General features: G+C 58.1%; 20 protein-coding genes and 1 pseudogene. 15 read left to right on the forward strand and 6 right to left on the reverse strand.

Going from position 1 to position 21,210, the window contains the following annotated elements:
- Positions 1–13: 13 nt before the first annotated feature.
- Complete coding sequence (locus ABIC80_RS00195) at positions 14–1,168, forward strand: 3-phenylpropionate MFS transporter (protein ID WP_429174918.1); 1,155 nt, start codon at positions 14–16, stop codon at positions 1,166–1,168.
- Here the strand turns inward: ABIC80_RS00195 and csiE are convergent.
- Positions 1,158–2,429: pseudogene (gene csiE / locus ABIC80_RS00200) on the reverse strand (stationary phase inducible protein CsiE); the annotation flags it as partial. The gene ABIC80_RS00195 and the pseudogene csiE overlap by 11 nt on opposite strands.
- A 138-nt stretch (positions 2,430–2,567) precedes the next feature.
- Here csiE and ABIC80_RS00205 point away from each other — a divergent pair.
- Together ABIC80_RS00205 and ABIC80_RS00210 are read left to right on the forward strand one after the other, a co-directional pair.
- Complete coding sequence (locus ABIC80_RS00205) at positions 2,568–3,206, forward strand: DUF1007 family protein (RefSeq protein ID WP_429174921.1); 639 nt, start codon at positions 2,568–2,570, stop codon at positions 3,204–3,206.
- Positions 3,197–4,177, forward strand: a complete 981-nt coding sequence (locus ABIC80_RS00210; protein ID WP_429174923.1) for a nickel/cobalt transporter — start codon at positions 3,197–3,199, stop codon at positions 4,175–4,177. Before ABIC80_RS00205 ends, ABIC80_RS00210 begins: the two co-directional genes overlap by 10 nt.
- A gap of 199 nt (positions 4,178–4,376) precedes the next feature.
- Here ABIC80_RS00210 and suhB read toward each other — a convergent pair whose 3' ends face one another.
- Positions 4,377–5,180 carry an inositol-1-monophosphatase gene (gene suhB / locus ABIC80_RS00215; protein ID WP_023481152.1) on the reverse strand — a complete coding sequence of 268 codons (804 nt, stop codon included), beginning with the start codon at positions 5,178–5,180 and terminating at the stop codon, positions 4,377–4,379.
- Between the two features lie 117 nt (positions 5,181–5,297).
- Between suhB and trmJ the strand changes: the two genes are divergently transcribed.
- From trmJ to ABIC80_RS00275, 12 genes are all read left to right on the forward strand, one after another.
- The gene (trmJ, locus tag ABIC80_RS00220) at positions 5,298–6,029 is read left to right on the forward strand and encodes a tRNA (cytosine(32)/uridine(32)-2'-O)-methyltransferase TrmJ (RefSeq protein WP_429174926.1); all 732 of its coding nucleotides are present in this window, start codon (positions 5,298–5,300) and stop codon (positions 6,027–6,029) included.
- A 176-nt stretch (positions 6,030–6,205) separates the two neighbouring features.
- Positions 6,206–6,697, forward strand: a complete 492-nt coding sequence (gene iscR / locus ABIC80_RS00225) for a Fe-S cluster assembly transcriptional regulator IscR (RefSeq protein WP_023481145.1) — start codon at positions 6,206–6,208, stop codon at positions 6,695–6,697.
- Positions 6,698–6,816: 119 nt separating this feature from the next.
- Positions 6,817–8,031 (forward strand): cysteine desulfurase, encoded by a 1,215-nt coding sequence (gene iscS, locus ABIC80_RS00230; RefSeq protein ID WP_023481252.1) that lies wholly within the window; start codon positions 6,817–6,819, stop codon positions 8,029–8,031.
- Positions 8,032–8,061: 30 nt separating this feature from the next.
- On the forward strand, positions 8,062–8,448 hold the full coding sequence (gene iscU / locus ABIC80_RS00235; protein ID WP_023481244.1) for a Fe-S cluster assembly scaffold IscU: 387 nt from the start codon (positions 8,062–8,064) through the stop codon (positions 8,446–8,448).
- A gap of 17 nt (positions 8,449–8,465) precedes the next feature.
- Positions 8,466–8,789, forward strand: a complete 324-nt coding sequence (gene iscA, locus ABIC80_RS00240) for an iron-sulfur cluster assembly protein IscA (protein WP_023481184.1) — start codon at positions 8,466–8,468, stop codon at positions 8,787–8,789.
- A gap of 72 nt (positions 8,790–8,861) precedes the next feature.
- Positions 8,862–9,377, forward strand: a complete 516-nt coding sequence (hscB, locus tag ABIC80_RS00245; RefSeq protein ID WP_054803486.1) for a co-chaperone HscB — start codon at positions 8,862–8,864, stop codon at positions 9,375–9,377.
- A 17-nt stretch (positions 9,378–9,394) separates the two neighbouring features.
- Positions 9,395–11,245, forward strand: coding sequence for a Fe-S protein assembly chaperone HscA (gene hscA, locus ABIC80_RS00250; RefSeq protein ID WP_429174928.1), 1,851 nt, complete (start codon positions 9,395–9,397; stop codon positions 11,243–11,245).
- Between the two features lies 1 nt (position 11,246).
- On the forward strand, positions 11,247–11,582 hold the full coding sequence (gene fdx, locus ABIC80_RS00255) for an ISC system 2Fe-2S type ferredoxin (protein WP_023481163.1): 336 nt from the start codon (positions 11,247–11,249) through the stop codon (positions 11,580–11,582).
- Position 11,583: 1 nt separating this feature from the next.
- Positions 11,584–11,784, forward strand: a complete 201-nt coding sequence (gene iscX, locus ABIC80_RS00260; RefSeq protein ID WP_023481246.1) for a Fe-S cluster assembly protein IscX — start codon at positions 11,584–11,586, stop codon at positions 11,782–11,784.
- Positions 11,785–11,883: 99 nt separating this feature from the next.
- Complete coding sequence (pepB, locus tag ABIC80_RS00265; RefSeq protein ID WP_429174931.1) at positions 11,884–13,170, forward strand: aminopeptidase PepB; 1,287 nt, start codon at positions 11,884–11,886, stop codon at positions 13,168–13,170.
- 196 nt (positions 13,171–13,366) lie between these two features.
- Positions 13,367–14,143, forward strand: a complete 777-nt coding sequence (gene sseB, locus ABIC80_RS00270; protein ID WP_128482351.1) for an enhanced serine sensitivity protein SseB — start codon at positions 13,367–13,369, stop codon at positions 14,141–14,143.
- 109 nt (positions 14,144–14,252) lie between these two features.
- Positions 14,253–16,250 (forward strand): M48 family metalloprotease, encoded by a 1,998-nt coding sequence (locus ABIC80_RS00275; RefSeq protein ID WP_429174933.1) that lies wholly within the window; start codon positions 14,253–14,255, stop codon positions 16,248–16,250.
- A 301-nt stretch (positions 16,251–16,551) separates the two neighbouring features.
- Here the strand turns inward: ABIC80_RS00275 and ABIC80_RS00280 are convergent, their stop codons facing one another.
- From ABIC80_RS00280 to ABIC80_RS00295, 4 genes are all read right to left on the reverse strand, one after another.
- On the reverse strand, positions 16,552–17,331 hold the full coding sequence (locus tag ABIC80_RS00280; RefSeq protein ID WP_429174936.1) for a MurR/RpiR family transcriptional regulator: 780 nt from the start codon (positions 17,329–17,331) through the stop codon (positions 16,552–16,554).
- Positions 17,332–18,174 (reverse strand): 3-mercaptopyruvate sulfurtransferase, encoded by an 843-nt coding sequence (sseA, locus tag ABIC80_RS00285; protein WP_429174939.1) that lies wholly within the window; start codon positions 18,172–18,174, stop codon positions 17,332–17,334.
- A 95-nt stretch (positions 18,175–18,269) separates the two neighbouring features.
- Complete coding sequence (locus tag ABIC80_RS00290; protein WP_429174941.1) at positions 18,270–19,631, reverse strand: 6-phospho-alpha-glucosidase; 1,362 nt, start codon at positions 19,629–19,631, stop codon at positions 18,270–18,272.
- 12 nt (positions 19,632–19,643) lie between these two features.
- The gene (locus ABIC80_RS00295; RefSeq protein ID WP_429174942.1) at positions 19,644–21,188 is read right to left on the reverse strand and encodes a PTS transporter subunit EIIC; all 1,545 of its coding nucleotides are present in this window, start codon (positions 21,186–21,188) and stop codon (positions 19,644–19,646) included.
- Between the last annotated feature and the right edge of the window lie 22 nt (positions 21,189–21,210).

Raw genomic sequence — 21,210 nt, forward strand, 5'->3', positions numbered from 1 at the left:
TCAGGAGGAAATCATGGTTCTGCAGTCAACGCGCTGGCTGGCGCTCGCTTATTTCACCTACTTTTTCAGTTACGGCATCTTCTTACCCTTCTGGGGCGTCTGGCTCAAAGGCGTCGGGTTAACCCCGGAAATCATCGGTATGCTGCTTGGCGCCGGTCTCGTTGCCCGTTTTCTCGGTAGCCTGTTGATTGCCCCGCGCGTAAGCGACCCCTCCCGTTTAATTACCGCCCTGCGCGTGCTGGCGCTGGCTACGCTTATTTTTGCGATGGCCTTTTACGCCGGAAGCCATGTCGCCTGGCTGGCGGTGGTGATTGTCGGCTTTAACCTCTTCTTCTCGCCGCTTGTGCCGCTGACAGATGCGCTGGCGGGCACGTGGCAAAAACAGTTTCCGATGGATTATGGCCGCGTCAGGGTGTGGGGATCGATCGCCTTTGTGATTGGCTCGGCGCTGACCGGCAAACTGGTCAGCCTTTACGACTACCGGGCGATTCTGGTGATGCTGTCGCTCGGTACCGCCTCAATGCTGCTCGGCATGCTGCTGCGCCCGACGATCCTGCCACAGGGTGAAAACCGCCAGCAGGATGGCGCAGGCTGGCCCGCCTGGCGCGCGTTGATTGTGCAGAACTGGCGCTTTCTCGCCTGCGTTTCGTTGTTACAGGGCGCGCACGCGGCATATTACGGCTTCAGCGCGATTTACTGGCAGTCGGTGGGCTACTCCGCCTCAACGGTGGGCTATTTGTGGTCACTGGGCGTGGTGGCGGAAGTGGTGATTTTTACGCTCAGCAACCTTCTTTTCCGCCGCTTCAGCGCGCGCGATCTGCTGCTGCTCTCGGCGGTTTGCGGGCTGGTTCGCTGGAGTCTGATGGGCTGGACCATTGCGCTGCCGTGGCTGGTTGTCGCGCAGATCCTGCACTGCGGCACCTTCACCGTTTGCCACCTGGCGGCCATGCGCTACATCTCCGCCCGGCAGGGGAGTGAGGTGATCCGGCTCCAGGCGGTCTACTCCGCCGTGGCGATGGGCGGAAGTATTGCCCTGATGACGATGATCGCCGGTTTCCTCTTCGAACACCTGCATCAGGGGCTGTTCTTTATTATGGCGTTGCTGGCACTGCCAGCGCTGGTCCTGCGTCCAACGGTCGCCGCGCAGAAGGGGAGCCCTCAAGCATAATGCGAATATGCTCCTGCTGCTGCTCGCTCAGCAGCGCGTCGGTGTGGATCAGCGGCGCAGAGAAGAGCGGCAGCGGCGTGGTGTAAGGGGTGATGATAAGCGTCACATCTTTTGGCGCACCCTCTTCGCGGAAGCTCTCCAGCGGCAAGTAACGAATAGTGAGCGGCAGCAGCGTTAACTCGCGCAGCTGCTGCTCAATCTCCTGCTCTCGGGCGCTGTCGTCGCCGGTAATCAGCATCAGTTGCTTCTCATGCAAATCGGTCTCCTGCATCAGCCAGGCACCGAAAATCACCGCCACCAGTCCCGCTTCCTCATCGCTAAAGCGCAGCCCATACTCCGTCTCCAGCCCCTCTAACACCGTGCGCGTGGTGCGCATCAGGCGCGGGTAGAGCTGATTAATCTCTGCCGGCAAGGTGTTATCGATGCCGATACCGAACAAACTGCGATCCAGTGCCTGGGCGAGGTGAATATAGAGCTGATTGGTCAGCCCCTGCTCGTCGCTGAAATGCATGCCGGAGAGCTGATGGAAGTGAGCAATCATCTGGCTGATGGCCAGGCGCAGGCGGTGATCCTGCTGATGATCGTCCTGGCTCGGATCGGGTGTACGCACCAGCATAAACAGCAGGGTTAAAAAGAGGTGCTCATTCTCATGGGCAGTAGCGGCGACGCGGCGCTGCCAGTGGCGAACGATATCCTGCGCCACCAGATACTCGGCGCGCATCTGCGCCCATGCTTGCTGAACGGGGTTAAATTCCGGCGAGTGGCCGCTATGATGCTGCAACAGGCAGTACTGCAAATAGAGACCCAAAAACTGGCGATCGCGACACTCAAACGAGCGTTTCAGGCGGCGCGAGCAGAGGTTGATCAACGCATGCAGATTAATATCGTCATAGAGTGTGCGCGCAATGCCCTGCTGTTTAAGCGCCGTTTTTAATGCGGGCGTAAAGTGTTCAGTAATAAATTCCGGGCAGAGGCGCAGGGCGCGGCGTAGCCAGTGCAGCAGGCACAGGCGCTGATCGAGCGGTGTGCCTTCGATGCGGTAACCGCCTTCACCGTAGGGCACGATGGAAAGCCGGTGGTAAAGTTGGATCTCGCTTTGCGTCTCCGCGATATCCTGCAGGGCTACGGTATCATCCACGCCATTAATGGCGCTGATGTTTTTCATGGTGATACCTTGTCCCGGCAGGGCAAGCAGCAGTAGCACCTGGCAGCGACGCTGCGGGCTGGAGAGCACAGATGGTGGGGTCAGCGTCATGGTCATCTGTCAGGGTCCAGTTAGGGTTGGGAAAAAGGGCTATTTGATAAGCGTAGTTAAAGGTATCTTGAGCGACAGCGCAGCCGCCGCATTTTCGACCAGGAATGCCGGGGAGCATCACAGAATTTTTCACGTGAGGAAGAGATGCAATTAGTTAAACAGTGGGTATTGGGGCTTTTTCTCGCGCTTTTATCGTTTTCTCTTATGGCGCACCCGCACAGCTTTATCGTGATGAAGACGCAACTGGTTAGCGCAAACGGTCAGTTTACCGGCCTGAAAATGCGCTGGACGATGGATGAGATCACCTCCGCAGACCTGCTCTATGACGCCGGTAACGCAAAGCCTGGCGAAGAGATCTGGAAAAAGCTGGCGGCGGATGTGATGGCAAACGTGCTCGGCCAGCACTACTTCACCGAAGTGTGGCATAACGGGCAGAAGGTGAAGTTCCTCAACCGCCCGAGCGAGTATGGCCTCGCGCGTGAGGCGCACCAGGCGGTGCTCACCTTTGTTCTGCCGCTGGCGGAGCCGCAGCCGCTGAAGGGGCAGAAATACACCTTCTCGACCTTCGATCCCACCTATTACGTGGATATGCGCTACGACAAGGAGAGCGACGTCACGCTGCCCGCGGCGCTGCAATCGAGCTGTAAAACGACGCTACATACACCGAAACCCGGCGAAGAGGTGCTGAGCTACGCGCAGTCGCTGGATAAGACCGACGCCCCGGAGGAGGATATGGAACTGGGTAAACAGTTTGCTCAAACGGTGACGCTGCTATGTCAGTAATCAGCCAACAGATGGCGCGCAAACGGCGCGTATTGCAGTGGTGGCCGCTGCTGCTGTTTATGGTGGTTGCCCTGTTCGGCGCACTCTGGCTCTGGCAGGCGTGGCCGCAGGTGGTGATGAGAAGCGCGCTCTGGCAGCGTGAAGTGAATATCCAGATGAGCACGCTGCTGAAAGCGGTGGCTGAAAACCCGACCAAAGCGGGCGGCACGCTGCTGCTGTTCAGCTTTGTCTATGGCGTGCTGCATGCGCTGGGGCCGGGGCATGGCAAAGTGGTGATCACCACCTGGCTTGCGACCCATCCCTCAAAATTAAAACCCGCTATTGGCCTGACGCTGGCATCCTCTCTGCTACAGGGGCTGGTGGCGATTTTACTGGTAGTTGTGGTGCTGAGCCTGCTGGCGCTGCCCGCCCGGCAGTTGCACCTTAGCGGTTACTGGCTGGAGAAGGGGAGTTATCTACTGGTCGGCGTGCTGGGGCTGCTGCTCTGCTGGCGCGCATTAAAACGCCTGCGTCAGTTGCTACAAGCGCCCAGGTTTCGCGCGTTCACGCCGCATCATGTTCATCACGATAATTGCGGATGCGGTCATCAGCATCTGCCAACGCAGTCGCAGTTGCAGAACGGCGGCGACTGGCGCGCACGGCTGGTGATTGTTTTATCGATGGGTATGCGGCCCTGTTCCGGCGCCATTATGGTGCTGCTGTTCAGTAAAGTGATTGGCGTCTTCGCCTGGGGCGTGGCCTCTGCGCTGGCGGTGGCTGCCGGAACCTCGCTGACCATCAGCGGGCTGGCGTTGCTGGTACACGGTTTTCGCCAGTTGGCGGTGAAAATAAGCGGTAAGCGCGCGCCGGTGCTGTGGCGGCAGATTGGCTGGACGACATTAGCCTTAGCGGGTGGCGTGGTGCTGGTGAGTGCGGCAGTGGTGATGTGGATGAGCGCATTACCGCCGGGCGGCGGATTACGCCCCTTTTAATCGAGGACGGATACGAAGTGCGGCATTAGTTGCCGGATGGCGGCGTAAACACCTTATCCGGCCTACGAACTGCGGGTTCTGCTTTTGTTGCCGGATGGCGGCGAAACGCCTTATCCGGCCTACGTGTTGGGTTCTGCTTTTGTAGGCCTGATAAGCGCAGCGCCATCAGGCAATTCACAAAACCCGGCCAGCGAGAGGATTAACGCTTCAGCGCGTCGCTCAGCTCTTCACGCATATTTGCCAGCATCGCTTTCACCACGCGCGGGTTACCGGCGACGAGGTTACCGGTCATCATATAGTTATGACCGCCGGTGAAATCGCACACCAGACCGCCCGCTTCGCGAACCAGCAGTTCACCTGCGGCGAAATCCCACGGCTTCAGGCCAATCTCAAAGAAACCATCAACGCGACCGGCGGCAACATAGGCCAGATCCAGCGCGGCAGAACCGGTGCGGCGGAAGTCCGCGCATTCGGTAAACAGTTTGCCAATGATGTTGATATAGGTGGTTGCGTGCTGCTTCGCCTTGAACGGGAAGCCGGTCGCCAGAATGGTGCCATCCAGATCGCGAGCGGTGCTGCCGCGCAGGCGGTAACCGTTGAGCTGTGCGCCCTGGCCACGAGTGGCAGTGAAGAGTTCGTTACGCATCGGATCGTAAACGACCGCAACTTCGGTGCGACCTTTAATACGAACGGCGATTGATACCGCGAAGTGCGGCAGGCGTTTGATGAAGTTAGTAGTGCCATCCAGAGGATCGATAACCCATTGTACATCCGGGTCGGTGCCTTCGTGCTCGCCACTCTCTTCGGTGATGATGGTGTGTTGCGGGTAAGATTTGCGGATGGTGTCGATAATTACCGCTTCAGCAGCTTTATCAACGTTGGTCACGAAATCATTGCTGCCTTTCTGGCTGGTCTCTACGGTGTCAGGTGTTTCGTAGTTTTTGGCAATTAAATTACCCGCCTTGCGCGCAGCACGCACGGCGATATTCAGCATCGGATGCATCGATATCTCTCACTGGATGTTAAAGAACGGAAAACGGCGCGTATCATACCAGCGAATTCGAATTATGTCTCAGCTTTATGATAGTATCCGGCAATATTCTTTAGCCGTAGAAAACCTATGCTGCAAAATATTCGTATTGTCTTAGTTGAAACCTCCCATACCGGTAACATGGGCTCCGTTGCCCGTGCCATGAAAACCATGGGCTTAACCAATCTCTGGCTGGTTAACCCGCTGGTCAAACCCGATTCGCAAGCCATTGCGTTGGCCGCAGGTGCCAGCGATGTGATTGGCAATGCGCAGATCGTCGACACCTTAGATGAAGCCTTGGCCGGTTGTAGCCTGGTGGTTGGCACCAGCGCGCGCTCACGCACGCTGCCGTGGCCAATGCTCGATCCGCGCGAATGCGGCCTGAAAAGTATTGCCGAAGCGGAACACGCACCGGTAGCGCTGGTGTTTGGCCGCGAGCGCGTTGGGCTTACCAATGAAGAGTTGCAGAAGTGCCACTATCACGTGGCGATTGCCGCCAACCCGGAGTACAGCTCGCTGAACCTGGCGATGGCGGTGCAGGTGATCGCCTATGAAGTGCGCATGGCGTGGCTGGCTAAGCAGGAGAGCGATGCGCCGAGCGCAGAGCAGGAAGAGACGCCTTACCCGCTGGTCGACGATCTTGAGCGCTTTTACGGTCACCTGGAGCAGACGCTGCTCTCCACCGGTTTTATCCGTGAAAGCCACCCCGGCCAGGTGATGAATAAACTGCGCCGCCTCTTCACTCGCGCCCGTCCGGAGAGCCAGGAATTGAACATTCTGCGCGGCATTCTGGCGTCGATTGAGCAGAAGCAAAAAGGGTAATTCAGGCAACAAACCCTGTCCTGGCGGGCGGTTAAGCGAAGCGGCGAATACTTGACTAAAACAGTCAACTAAATAGTTGACCATTTTAGTCAGGAATGTCAGACTTGCGTCTGCTATGCAACGTTAACATTTTAATAATAAACCCCGGGCAGGGGCGAGTTTGAGGCTTGTAAGACATGAGACTGACATCTAAAGGGCGTTATGCCGTGACCGCAATGCTGGACGTTGCGCTCAACTCCGAATCGGGCCCGGTGCCGTTGGCTGATATTTCCGAGCGTCAGGGAATTTCCCTCTCCTACCTGGAGCAGCTCTTTTCCCGCCTGCGTAAAAACGGCCTGGTTTCCAGCGTACGTGGTCCCGGCGGTGGTTATCTGCTGGGTAAAGATGCGAACAGCATCGCCGTCGGCGAAGTGATTAGCGCCGTTGACGAATCTGTCGATGCGACCCGTTGCCAGGGTAAAGGTGGCTGCCAGGGCGGCGATAAGTGCCTGACCCACGCGCTGTGGCGCGATCTGAGCGATCGCCTGACCGGTTTCCTGAACAACATCACCCTCGGTGAGCTGGTGAATAATCAGGAGATCCTCGACGTCTCTGACCGTCAGCACAGCAACGAATCCCATCGTAATACCCGTGGCCAGGACGCGATCGACGTTAAGCTGCGCGCATAATAATTAAACTGAATTCAGAATCGGGCCAGGGCATCGTCTGATGCCCTGTTAACACGGTCGTACATCCAGCCGGTTGCCTGATTCCTTGCATTAGAGCGATGTACGGAGTTTAAAGAGCAATGAAATTACCGATCTATCTCGACTACTCCGCAACCACGCCGGTGGATCCGCGTGTTGCCGAGAAAATGATGCAGTTTCTCACCCTGGACGGGACCTTTGGTAACCCTGCTTCCCGTTCGCACCGTTTTGGCTGGCAGGCTGAAGAGGCGGTAGATATCGCCCGCAACCAGATTGCTGAACTGGTCGGCGCTGACCCGCGCGAAATCGTCTTCACCTCCGGTGCAACCGAATCCGACAACCTGGCGATTAAAGGCGCTGCCAATTTCTACCAGAAAAAAGGCAAGCACATCATCACCAGCAAAACCGAACACAAAGCCGTGCTGGACACCTGTCGCCAGCTTGAGCGCGAAGGGTTTGAAGTGACTTACCTCGCCCCGCAGCGCAACGGCATTATCGATCTGAAAGAACTCGAAGCGGCGATGCGTGACGACACCATCATCGTCTCTATCATGCACGTGAATAACGAAATCGGCGTGGTGCAGGATATCGCGGCTATCGGCGAAATGTGCCGTGCACGCGGCATTATCTACCACGTTGACGCCACCCAGAGCGTCGGCAAACTGCCGATCGATCTGAGCCAGCTGAAAGTCGATCTGATGTCCTTCTCCGGCCATAAAATCTACGGCCCGAAAGGTATCGGCGCACTCTACGTACAGCGTAAACCGCGTATCCGTATCGAAGCGCAGATGCACGGCGGCGGTCACGAGCGCGGCATGCGTTCCGGTACCCTGCCTGTTCACCAGATCGTTGGTATGGGCGAAGCTTACCGTATCGCGAAAGAAGAGATGGAGAGCGAAATGGCGCGTCTGCGCGTGCTGCGCAACCGTCTGTGGAACGGCATCAACGATATCGAAGAAGTCTATCTGAACGGCGATCTTGAGCACGGCGCACCGAACATCCTCAACGTCAGCTTTAACTACGTTGAAGGCGAGTCGCTGATCATGGCGCTGAAAGATCTGGCTGTCTCTTCTGGTTCAGCCTGTACCTCTGCAAGCCTGGAACCGTCCTACGTGCTGCGCGCGTTGGGCATGAATGATGAACTGGCGCACAGCTCCATCCGTTTCTCTTTAGGGCGTTTCACCACTGAAGAAGAGATTGACTACACCATCGAGCTGGTCCGCAAATCCATTGGCCGTCTGCGCGATCTCTCTCCGCTGTGGGAGATGTTCAAGCAGGGCGTGGATCTCGAATCCATCGAATGGGCTCATCATTAATTTTAGGTTGCGCAAACAGGAGAATAAAAAATGGCTTATAGCGAAAAAGTAATCGATCACTACGAAAACCCGCGCAACGTTGGCTCGTTCGACAACGGCGACAACAGCATCGGTAGCGGCATGGTTGGCGCACCGGCGTGTGGCGACGTAATGAAACTGCAGATCAAAGTTAACGATAAAGGCATTATCGAAGACGCGCGTTTCAAAACTTACGGCTGTGGCTCTGCCATCGCGTCCAGCTCGCTGGTCACCGAGTGGGTGAAGGGCAAGTCTCTGGACGAAGCGCAGGCGATCAAGAACACCGATATCGCCGAAGAGCTGGAACTGCCGCCGGTTAAAATCCACTGCTCTATCCTGGCAGAAGATGCGATTAAAGCCGCGATTGCGGATTACAAAAGTAAACAAGACGCGAAATAAGGCAGGAGGTTGTTGTCATGTCCATTAGCCTCAGCGACAGTGCCGCCGCGCGAGTAAATGCCTTCCTGGCCAACCGTGGTAAAGGGTTTGGCCTGCGCCTGGGGGTGAGAACCTCCGGTTGTTCTGGTATGGCTTACGTGCTGGAATTTGTCGACGCACCGAATGATGAAGATACGGTGTTCGAAGACAAAGGCGTGAAGGTAGTGGTTGACGGCAAAAGCCTGCAGTTCCTCGACGGCACTCAGCTGGACTTCGTAAAAGAAGGCCTTAACGAAGGGTTTAAGTTCACCAACCCGAACGTGAAAGATGAGTGCGGTTGCGGCGAAAGCTTCCACGTCTAATCGCCTCTGACGATGACCCCACCGCAGTCGCCTGCGCGTGGGGTTTATTACGATTGCATACCCGGAATTGTTATGGATTACTTCACCCTCTTTGGGTTGCCGGCCCAGTACCCACTCGACACCCAGGCGCTGGCCACGCGTTTCCAGGATCTGCAACGGCAGTTCCACCCCGATCGCTTCGCCAGCCAGCCGCAGTCTGAGCAACTGGCCGCCGTACAGCACTCCGCGACCATCAACCAGGCATGGCAAACCCTGCGCAATCCGCTGACGCGCGCGGAGTATCTGCTCTCGCTGCACGGCTTCGATCTGGCCTCTGAACAGCACACCGTGCGCGACACCGCTTTCCTGATGGAACAGCTGGAGCTGCGCGAAGAGCTGGATGAGATTGCCCAGGCTGAAGACGCCGCCCGTCTGGAAGCTTTTCAGGCGCGCATCAAAGGCATGTATGACGCCCGTCATCAGCAGATGGTTGAACAACTTGATGCACAAGCGTGGGAGACGGCGGCGGATACCGTGCGTAAACTACGTTTTCTCGATAAACTGCGCAGCTCAACAGAACAACTCGAAGAAAAACTGCTCGGTTTTTAAATTTCTGGAAGCACATCATGGCCTTATTACAAATCAGTGAACCGGGTCTGAGCGCCGCACCGCACCAGCGTCGGCTGGCGGCAGGCATCGACCTCGGGACCACCAACTCGCTGGTGGCGACGGTACGTAGCGGCCAGGCGGAAACGCTGGCCGACAGCGCCGGGCGCCATCTGCTCCCCTCTGTCGTCCACTATCAGGCCGAAAGCCACGTGGTTGGCTTTGATGCGCGCAACAACGCTGCGCTCGATTCGGTCAACACCATCAGCTCGGTAAAACGCCTGATGGGCCGCAGCCTTGCGGATATCCAGGCGCGCTATCCGCACCTGCCGTGGCAGTTCCAGGCGAGCGAAAACGGCCTGCCGATGATTGTCACCCGCGCCGGTCTGGTTAACCCGATCCGCGTCTCTGCCGATATCCTCAAAGCCCTTGCCGCCCGCGCGCAAGAATCGTTGGCGGGCGAGCTGGATGGCGTAGTGATCACCGTGCCTGCCTATTTCGATGATGCTCAGCGCCAGGGCACCAAAGACGCCGCGCGTCTGGCGGGCCTGCATGTGCTGCGCCTGCTGAACGAACCGACGGCGGCGGCGATCGCCTACGGTCTCGACTCCGGTAAAGAGGGCGTCATTGCCGTCTACGATCTCGGCGGCGGCACCTTTGATATCTCGATCCTTCGCCTGAGCCGCGGCGTGTTTGAAGTGCTGGCCACCGGCGGCGATTCAGCCCTCGGCGGCGACGATTTCGACCACCTGCTGGCGGACTTTATCTGCGAGCAGGCGGGCATCTCCGAACGCAGCGACGCCCGCCAGCAGCGCGAACTGCTGGACGCGGCGATTGCTGCCAAAATCGCCCTGAGCGATGCCGACCGCGTGGTGGTCAATGTGGCGGGCTGGCAGGGTGAAATCACCCGTGAACAGTTCGACGCGCTGATTACGCCGCTGGTAAAACGCACGCTGCTCTCCTGCCGCCGCGCCCTGAAAGATGCGGGCGTCGACGCTGACGAGGTGCTGGAAGTGGTAATGGTCGGCGGTTCGACCCGCGTACCGTTGGTGCGCGAACGTGTGGGCGAGTTTTTTGGCCGTACGCCGCTGACCTCCATCGACCCGGATAAAGTGGTCGCCATTGGCGCGGCTATCCAGGCTGATATTCTGGTTGGCAACAAACCAGACAGCGAAATGCTGCTGCTGGACGTCATCCCGCTGTCGTTAGGGCTGGAGACAATGGGTGGCCTGGTTGAGAAGGTGATCCCGCGTAACACCACCATTCCGGTGGCGCGCGCGCAGGAGTTCACCACCTTCAAAGATGGGCAAACCGCGATGTCGATCCACGTGATGCAGGGCGAGCGTGAGCTGGTGAGCGACTGCCGTTCGCTGGCGCGTTTCTCCCTGCGCGGCATCCCGGCAATGCCGGCGGGCGGGGCGCATATTCGCGTCACCTTCCAGGTGGATGCCGATGGTCTGCTGAGCGTCACGGCGATGGAAAAATCGACCGGCGTGGAAGCCTCCATCCAGGTGAAACCCTCGTACGGGCTGACCGACGGCGAAATCGCCGACATGATTAAAGACTCCATGAGTTTCGCCGAGCAGGACGTGAAAGCGCGCATGCTGGCGGAGCAGAAAGTGGAAGCCGCGCGCGTGCTGGAGAGTGTCACCAGCGCGATCGCCGCGGATGCCGCGCTGCTAAGCGCCGCAGAGCGGGCGGAGATCGACGAGGCGGTCGCGCAGTTGCGCGCGGTTGCCGAAACCGATGATACCGACGCCATCGAACACGCCATTAAAAATGTAGATAAACAAACCCAGGAATTCGCCGCGCGTCGTATGGATCAGTCCGTACGCAGCGCATTAAAAGGCCATTCCGTCGACGAGGTTTAATATGCCTAAAATTGTTTTTCTGCCTCATCAGGACCTCTGTCCGGATGGCGCAGTTCTGGAAGCTAAGAGCGGTGAAACGATTCTGGATGTCGCCCTGCGCGGCGGCATTGAGATTGAACACGCCTGTGAAAAATCCTGCGCCTGCACCACCTGCCACTGCGTGGTGCGTGAAGGGTTTGACTCGCTGCCTGAAAGCAGCGAAGACGAAGATGACATGCTGGATAAAGCCTGGGGTCTGGAGCCGGAGAGCCGTTTAGGCTGCCAGGCGCGCATCACCGATGAAGATCTGGTGGTCGAGATCCCGCGTTACACCATCAACCACGCGCGGGAGCACTAAGATGGGGCTGAAGTGGACCGACAGCCGTGAAATCGGCGAAGCGCTGTATGACAGCCGCCCGGACGTTGACCCGACCACCGTACGTTTCACCGATATGCATCAGTGGATCTGCGAGCTGGAAGAGTTTGATGACGATCCGGCTGCATCGAATGAAAAAATTCTTGAAGCGATTCTGCTAGTCTGGTTAGACGAAGCAGCATAATCATCAAACGGGCTGCCTTCGGGTGGCCCGTTTTTATGGACACAACCGTTGGCCGGAGAAGGCGTCTGCCCTCCGGCGATTGTGAAAAGGATAAAAAGAATGACAGAAGCTATGAAAGTCACCCTCACCACGCAGCCCGCTGACGCGCGCTGGGGTGAAAAAGCAGCCTACAGCATCAACAACGACGGCATCGCACTGCACTTAACCGGCAAAGACGATCTCGGTCTTATTCAGCGCGCGGCGCGCAAAATCGACGGCCTCGGCATCAAACATGTCGCCCTGAACGGCGAAGGGTGGGATGCGGATCGCAGTTGGGCGTTCTGGTCTGGCTATAAAGGGCCAAAAGGGACGCGTAAAGTCGAGTGGGCGCAGCTTGATGAAGCTCAGCAGAAAGAGCTGGATAGCCGCCTGAAGGTGATCGACTGGGTGCGCGATACCATCAACGCCTCGGCGGAAGAGGTCGGGCCGGAGCAACTGGCGCAGCGCGCGGTCGATCTGCTCTTCAGCGTTGGCGGCGACAATGTCTCTTACCGCATCACCAAAGGCGAAGATCTGCGCGAGCAGAACTACATGGGGCTGCATACCGTAGGGCGCGGCTCCGAGCGTCCGCCGGTGCTGCTGGCGCTCGATTACAACCCGACCGGTAACCCGGATGCGCCGGTCTACGCCGCGCTGGTGGGCAAAGGCATCACCTTTGATACCGGCGGTTACAGCCTGAAGCAGAGCGCATTTATGGATTCAATGAAATCCGATATGGGCGGCGCGGCGCTGGTGACCGGTGCGCTGGCATTTGCCATCAACCGTGGTCTGAACAAGCGCGTTAAGCTGTGGCTCTGCTGCGCTGACAATATGGTCAGCGGCAATGCGTTTAAGCTGGGCGATATTATTCACTACCGCAACGGTAAAAAAGTTGAGGTGATGAACACTGACGCGGAAGGGCGTCTGGTGCTGGCAGATGGCCTGATTGACGCCTCTGCGCAAAAACCGCAGCTGATTATCGATGCCGCGACGCTGACCGGTGCGGCGAAAACCGCGCTGGGCAATGATTACCATGCGCTGTTCAGCTTTGATGACGCGCTGGCGGGCCGCCTGCTTAACAGCGCAGCGGCGGAAAACGAGCCGTTCTGGCGTCTGCCGTTGGCGGAGTTCCACCGTCACCAGTTGCCGTCCAACTTTGCCGAGCTGAACAACACCGCCAGCGCGGCGTTTCCGGCAGGGGCGAGCACCGCCGCCGGTTTCCTCTCGCACTTTGTTGAAAACTATCAGCAGGGCTGGCTGCATATCGACTGCTCGGCGACCTACCGTAAATCGGCGGTTGAGCAGTGGGCTGCCGGTGCGACAGGGTTGGGTGTGCGCACCGTTGCCAATCTGTTGACCGCCGAGTAAGCGGCGTGCCTGATGGCGCTTGCGCTTATCAGGCCTACAAAAGCGACACGCTGCAAAATGTAGGCCGGATAAGGCGTTTACGCCGCCATCCGGCAATAAAGCGGCACTGAACCCGTAGGCCGGATAAGGCAATGCCGCCATCCGGCAATGCGCAAAACCCGGGCGCGATGACGCACGAAAACGAACCAGAGATCCTATGTCCGAAACGAAAAACGAATTAGAAACCCTGCTTGAGCAGGCGGCGACCGAACCCGCTTACCGTCCGGCTTTTTTCCGCACGCTGCTCGACTCTACCGTCTGGGTGCCAGGCAATGCCGCAGAAGGCGAAGCGGTGGTGGAAGAGAGCGCGCTCGACATCCAGCACTGGGAAAAAGATGACGGCACCTCGGTGATCCCCTTTTTCACCTCCCTTACCGCCCTGCAACAGGCAATCGACGACGAGCAGGCCTTTGTGGTGATGCCTGCGCGCACGCTGTTTGAAATGACGCTCGGCGAAACTCTGTTCCTTAACGCTAAGCTGCCAACCGGGAAAGAGTTCACCCCGCGTGAAATCAGCCATCTGGTTGGCGAAGAGGGCAGCCCGCTCAGCCAGCAAGAGGTGCTTGAAGGCGGTACCGCGCTGCTGCTCTCGGAAGTTGCCGAGCCGCCCGCGCAGATGGTCGACTCCCTGACCACGCTGTTCAAAAGCATCAAAACCGTCAAACGCGCCTTTATCTGCTCCATCAAAGAGCAGGCCGACGCGCAGGCGAACCTGTTAATTGGCATTGAAGCTGAAGGCGATATCGAAGAGATCATTCATGCCGCGGGCAGCGTGGCGACCGATACGCTGCCGGGCGATGAGCCAGTTGATATCTGCCAGGTCGCCGAAGGCGAGAAGGGCATCAGCCACTTTATGCTGGCGCACATCACCCCGTTCTACGAGCGCCGCTGGGGCAGCTTCCTGCGCGATTTCAAAACCAACCGCATTATCTAACGTCTCAGGCGGTACGTCCCGTACCGCTTACCCCCCTAAATTCGTGGGGAATGTATTCAGCCCATCCCTGTGTTAGGGTGCGCTTTTACGTTTCTTTACGGTTAAGGTTATGGACAGAAAAACTCTGCTCTACTGCTTCGGCGTGCCCCTCTTATTGCTGGTTTATGCCTGCTGGCAAAACATTCGCATCGATGATGGCTATGTTTATCAGGTCACGCGATATGGCACCGTCGGGCACAGCGCGGCGGCCGATCTGCTGCGCCACTTTCTGTCGAAAGCCGGTATCTTTCTGTCACTGATGGCACTGCTTGCCAGCACCAGCGCGGTGGCGCTCTGTTTCTATAGCGTGCGCAGGGCGCGCCTCTCTGCCGATCACCTGATTGTCGCCTTTAACCTCTGTCGTAAACTGCTGCCTTTTATCATGGTCACTGTGATGTCCTGCATCGGTTTTGCGCTGATCGCGGTCTTCTTGTATGAAATCTGCTGGCTCTACACCCTGGGGCCCGCGAGCGCGTTAAACATCAAGCTGGTGCTGTTCATCCTGCTGGTGATTGGCTCCCTGCTGATTATGGTGTTGAAGAGCCTCTTCCTGCTGAAAAAATGTTTCACCCTGTTTGAGCCGCAGGATATGGAAGTTTACGGCACCGCCGTGCGCGAAAACGATGCGCCGGAACTCTGGCGCTGGGTCAGGGAGCTTGCGCAGCGCGGGCAGGCGATCGTCCCGGATAATATTGTGGTGGGCCTGTTCGAGGGCTTCTACGTCACCGCAAGCCCGGTGCAAATCGAGAAGGGCGAACGGCTTACCGGCAACACCCTCTATTTCCCGCTCAGCTATGCGGCGTTTATGAATAAAGAGGAGGTGGCAGCGGTCATCGGTCACGAACTGGGGCACTTCTCCGGTAATGACACGCTCTATACGCTGCACTTTGCCGGGCTTTACGCCGGGATGGAGAACAGCCTCAACTACTTCTACCGTGATGTTGGCGGCAGCGGCTGGCTGGAGCGCCTGGCGCTTAACCCGACCATCCATCTTGGCATGTGGTTTTTCCGCCAGTTCCACGAAACGGTGAGTGGCTGGAGCCGCGTGCGTGAACTCGCAGCGGATGCCGCAGGAGCGCGCACCAGCTCATCAATGGCGCTTGCCGCGTCGCTGCTGCGTTTCTCCGCCCTCAATGAGCGTTTTCAGGGGCCGATGGAACAGTTCTTCCAGCGCAAACTGGCAACCGACGATCTGGTGCATAGCCTCTTTACTGAACTGCGCAGCGGCGAACGGTTTGATCTCTCCGCATCACTGGAAGAGGCGCTGGCGCACCCGACCGACAGCCATCCGCCAACCCGTGCGCGTATTGAACAGCTTAACGTTCCGCTGGATGATGCGCTGATGGCGCAAGCGTCGCGCCCGGTCGGGGAAGCGGATTATCTCTGGATGCGTAGCCTGTTTCGCGATGCCTCTGCGCTCTCTAAGGCGCTGACCAGCGGCATGGCCAGCGAAGTTGACGCCCATTACGAGGCTTATCACTCTGAGCTTAAGGATCTCGCTTCCCGCGCCACCGATACGCTGGTGGTCTCACTGCGCAAGAAAAATTTGTGGATCTTCGTTGGGCTGACGGTGCTCTGTGCGGCGGCCGCGGTGATGGTGTTTACGCTGAGCATTCAGTGGAACTCTTCGGCCAACAGTCCGATGGATATGATTACCTTCGGCCTTGTGGCTGGTTCACTGCTCTTTGCGCTGGCAAGCTGGACGATGTACACCCGTGTGCGCCAGCCGCTCTTTACGTTGACGGCGCAGGGGATTGAGAGCTATCAGCTCAGCGCGCCGTTTATGCTCGACGCGATCGAGAATATTGGCATTCGCAGCATTAATGATTGGGTGTTTATCGATCTCTTCTGGCGCGAAGGCTATCAGCCACCGAAGCTGCTTGTCAGCCGGCTGGTGCGCAACTTCATCTTCGAGCCGAAAAACCGCAAAGTGGTGCTGAGCCTGCCCGGCGGCCTGTTGAAAGGCGAGCAGCGCGAGAAGTTATCCATCGAAGAGTTTTACGTCGCGCTTAATGAATACGCGGAAAGCGCGTGGGCGCGCCGGGAGTTGTCGAAACATTCGGCGTGAGATTGCCGATGGCGATTCACGGTTTCGGCGCCGTGTAAATGCCGGATGGCGGCTTAATACCTTATCCGGCCTACGTTTTCGGTGCCGTGTTAATGCCGGATGGCGGCATAAATGCCTTATCCGGCCTACGGTTTCGGTGCCGTGTTAATGCCGGATGACGGCATAAATGCCTTATCCGGCCTACGTTTTTGGTGCCGTGTTAATGCCTGATGGCGGCATAAACGCCTTATCCGGCCCAGGGCGCATGGGCTGCCTTTGTAGGCCTGATAAGCGCAGCGCCATCAGGCATTTCACCGCACCGTCACCCGGCCTGCGTTGCTTCCAGCAGCAGCAGATCCATCAGCAGCACCAGGTTGGACTCAAACGAGGTGATGCCCGCCGCTTCGGCGGCGAAATGCACCGCCTCGTCGTAAAGGGCGAAATGTACATCCGCCATCGCCGCCAGCGAATTGGCCGACGCGCGGGTAAAGGCCACCACCGTCATCCCCACCGTGCGTGCAATCCGCGCCTTATCCAGCACCTGCTCGGTCTCTCCGCTGCGCGAAACGGCGATAAACACCTGATAACGCGCGGCGTTGCTGAGAAAGATATTGCGGCTGTCGCCGGGGCCGGAGATAAACGCCGTCTTGCCCAGCACCTGTAACTTTTTGGTCAGGTACTCGGCAAACAGATAGGAGAACCCCGCGCCGTAGAGAAAAAAGCTCTCCCGCTCGCGCAGCAGGCTGGCAAACTGCCGCCGTTTCTCCTCGGTCACCCACTGAAAGGTGTGCTGATAATTGACCATAAACTGCTGGAACAGAGCGGGCAACTCGGCGACGCCGTCATGGTGCTGCTCCGCCAGGTGCGGCGTATCCGCCAGCAGTTGCTTGCAGTGCCAGATAAACTCGCTAAAACCGCTAAACCCCAGCTTCTGACAGAGACGAATAATCGTCGCTGTCGAAACATAGGTCGCCTGCGCCAGCGCGCGCACGGTAATGTTGCCCACCAGCAGCGGGTGCTCCGTAAGGTGAGCCAGCACGCGGTATTCAGCGCGGGAGAGTGACTCCCCGCGCGTCAGCAGAGGCGCAAGTCGGTTATCCATCTACACGCTTTCGACAGGCAGGTCGTCGCGCGCGCCCCATTCACTCCACGAGCCATCATAGAGTGTTGCCGTATTGACGCTGAGCGTCTCCAACGCCAGCAGCACCACTGCGGCGGTCACGCCGGAGCCGCAGCTGGCGATAATCGGCTTATGCAAATCAACACCCTGGCGCTGGAAAATGCGCAGCAGTTCATCGGTAGTTTTCAGCTCACCATCCGTCACCAGATCGACCCATGGTACATTCAGCGCGCCGGGAATATGGCCACGCTTCAGGCCTGGGCGCGGCTCATCCACTTCGCCACTGAAACGCGGCGCCGGGCGGGCATCGACCAGCTGCGCGGTGCCTTCGTGGCTCGCCAGCAGCACATCGGTCACTTTTTTCACTACGGAGGGATCGAAATTGGCGGTGAAATCAGACTCCGGCAGCGCAACATCCCCCTGCTGTAACGGCAGGGCATCACGCTGCCAGCCCGCCAGCCCACCGGCGAGAATAGAGACCTTCTCAACGCCAACCTTGCGCAGCATCCACCAGGCGCGCGGCGCGGAGAAGAGGTTACCTTCGTCATACACCACCAGGTGTTTATCGTGGCAGACGCCTAACTCGCGCATGGCGACGGCAAAGGTCTCCGGGCGAGAGAGCATATGGGGCAGGGGAGAGGTGTGATCGGAGAGGGCTTCAATATCAAAAAAGACCGCACCGGGCAGGTGTCCGGCGCGGTACTCTGCTTTCATATCGCGATGCTCCTGGCCAACCGGCGCCATTCTGGCGTCAATCAGCTGGATTTCAGGATCATCGCTGTGCTCTATCAGCCAGTCGGCCGCGACAAAAAAAGAGGTGGACATGGTGCCTCCGGGTCATCAACAGTTATCTGAATTGTTAACGTTTTTTCACTACCCGACAAGCTACCATCTCTCGCGCCGCGAGCCACCTCGGAAAATTACACCGCTTTGCCGTTTTCCCAGGCTTTTTGCAGCGCCGGCCAGTAATCCTGGTTGGCGGTAATCATCTCATCGAGGATCGCCTTCGCATGCTGCATGGTCGGCACGGTGCGGTTAAGGGTAAAGGCCTGTAATGCCTTCTCGTAACTCCCCTCCATCGTCGCTTCCACCAGCAACTGCTCCGAGGCCAGCTGCTGCATCAGCAGCGTCTGGTGGAACAGTGGCACCGCGCCCATGCGCACCGGCTCCGGCCCGTTACTGGTGATGTAAGCAGGCACTTCCACCATCGCGTCGTAAGGCAGGTTGGCAATCGCGCCCTTGTTTTCAACAATCACCAGGTGACGCTGGCGCAGGTTGAAGGCCAGCGAGCAGGCGACATCGACAATAAACGCGCCGTGAACGCCGACGTGGAACGCATCAGGCAGAATGCCGGTCTGCTTATACTCAGCCGCCGCGGCAAAGAGTTTTTTCTCACGTCCGTCCATCACCTCATTGGCGCGGGTGTAGTTCGGATCCTGATGATCGACAATCTCGTTCGGCATCAGGTAGTACTGCAAATAGGGGTTCGGCAGATACTCCGGGAAGTGATCCATAATCGGCTTGATGTTGCGCCAGGTTTTCACCCATGACGGATCGGCATGCTGCGGATCGGTCTGGGCGGCATCTTCCGTCAGCAGGCCAAAGCGCGCGACGTGCTCGCGCAGGGCGGGAAGGCGATCTTCGCCATCGACGCGCACCTGGGTAAACCAGCCGAAGTGGTTAAGGCCAAAATAGTCGACCTCAAGCTGGTGGCGATCGACGCCGAGGATCGCGCCCATATTGCGCATCGCCGCCACCGGCATATCGCAAATATTAAGCACCCGTGCATTCGGGCGTAGACGGCGCACCCCTTCAGCGACAATTGCTGCCGGGTTGGAGTAGTTAACGATCCAGGCTTTTTTATCCGCGTAGCGCTCGACCAGGTCGATCAGCTCGACCATCGGCAAAATGGTGCGCAGGCCGTAAGCCAGCCCGCCTGGCCCGCAGGTCTCCTGGCCGACCACGCCGTGGCTCAGCGGGATCTTCTCATCCTGCTCGCGCATCTTGTACTGGCCGACGCGCATCTGGGCGAAGACAAAGTGCGCGCCGCGAAAGGCAGTTTCGGCATCATTGGTGACGGTAAATTTGATGCTCTCGCTGTGGTCGCGAATCACCTTCTCGACCACCGGCGCAATGGTGTTTTGCCGCTCAGCATCAATGTCGTAGAGGCGAATTTCCGCCAGCGGGAAATCCTCCAGCCGCACCATCAGGCTTTTGACGATGCCCGGCGTATACGTGCTGCCACCACCGGCAATGGATAAGATAAACGGGGGTTTAACCATTTCTGGACTCCTTCAGAGAAACATCTCAACAGCTTCTCGCATTTTTTTGACATGCAGCCCGTAGACCACCTGAACGTTATTACCTTGTTTAATCACGCCTTTCGCGCCGGTAGCTTTCAGCTGCGGCTCATTGATAGCCGCCACATCCTTTACCGTTACGCGCAGGCGGGTGTAGCAGTTGTCCACCACCTCGATATTTTCGCGCCCGCCGAGGCCATTAATAATCGCCTCGCCCACCGCGTCGTTATTCCCCTTCGCCTGGTACTCTTGCTTGCTGTAGAGGCGCGTCTCTTCGCTCTCCTCTTCGCGCCCCGGCGTTTTCATGTTGAAGCGCAGAATGAGGAAGCGGAAGGTGATGAAGTAGAGGACGAACATAATCAGCCCGACCAGCAGATACATCGGCCAGTTGGACTTTTCGGTGCCGAGCGGCAGGTTGTAGAGAATGAAGTCGATAATGCCGTTCGCGCCGATGGCATGAACGCCGAAGAGCGAGAAGAGCATCATGCCGATGCCGGTCAGCACCGCATGCACCACGAACAGTAGCGGGGCGATAAAGAGGAAAGAGAACTCAATCGGCTCGGTGACGCCAACCAGCAGCGAGGTGAGCGCGGCGGGGATCAAAATCGCTTTTGCCGCGGCTTTGCGCTCCGGTTTCGCCGTCACATACATGGCCAGCGCCGCTGCGGGCAGACCGAACATTTTGCTGATGCCGCGCGCATCCCACACCACAGTGCTGCTCAGTTTGGTCACACCCGGGCAGGCCATTTCGGCAAAGTAGATGTTGCGCGCGCCCTGATAGCTGCTGCCGCACACTTCAGCCGTGCCGCCAAGTTCGGTATACAAAAACGGCGTATAGACCAGATGATGCAGCCCGGTTGGCACCAGAATGCGCTCCAGGAAACCGTAAATCGCCACGCCGAACGGGCCTGCGCCTTTAATCGCCAGCGCCAGCGCGCTGATGCCGTGCTGGGCGAAGGGCCACAGCTCGCTCATTACTACGCCAAGCACCATTGAGACCGGCAGCATAATAATCGCGACAAAGCAGTGCCCGGAGTAGATCGCCATCGCGCCGGAAAACTGCACGCGGGAGTAGCGGTCGTAGAGATAACCCGACAGCGCGCCGGTGAGGATCCCGGCGAAAACGCCCATCTCCAGCACCTGCACGCCCAGCACCATCCCCTGGCCTGCGGCTTTCATCTGATCGGCCGGTGCCAGCGTGCCCTGCAATTGCAGCGTGACGTTCATGGCATTAATGAAAACGATAAAGGTCACCAGGCCAATCAGCGCGGCATAGCCTTTATCACGCGAAGCCAGCCCGACCGGGATCCCGACGGCAAACACCAGCGCAAGGTTGGCGAGCACCGAAACGGCGGATTTGGCGATCAACTGACCCGTATGCTGAATAAGAGGGTGGCCAAGAAAAGGAAGGTATTCGGCCAGATTGCCATTGCCGAAGATATTACCGAAGGCAATAAACAGGCCAACGATCGGCAAAATGAGCACCGGGCCAAAAAGGGACTTACCAAAATTTTGTAGGGCATTCACGGCTCTGGACATAGTGTTCTCGCTTATTAGCACC

The sequence above is a fragment of the Kosakonia sp. 1610 genome, assembly GCF_050435845.1.
In the GTDB taxonomy this organism is placed as follows: Bacteria; Pseudomonadota; Gammaproteobacteria; order Enterobacterales; family Enterobacteriaceae; genus Kosakonia; species Kosakonia cowanii.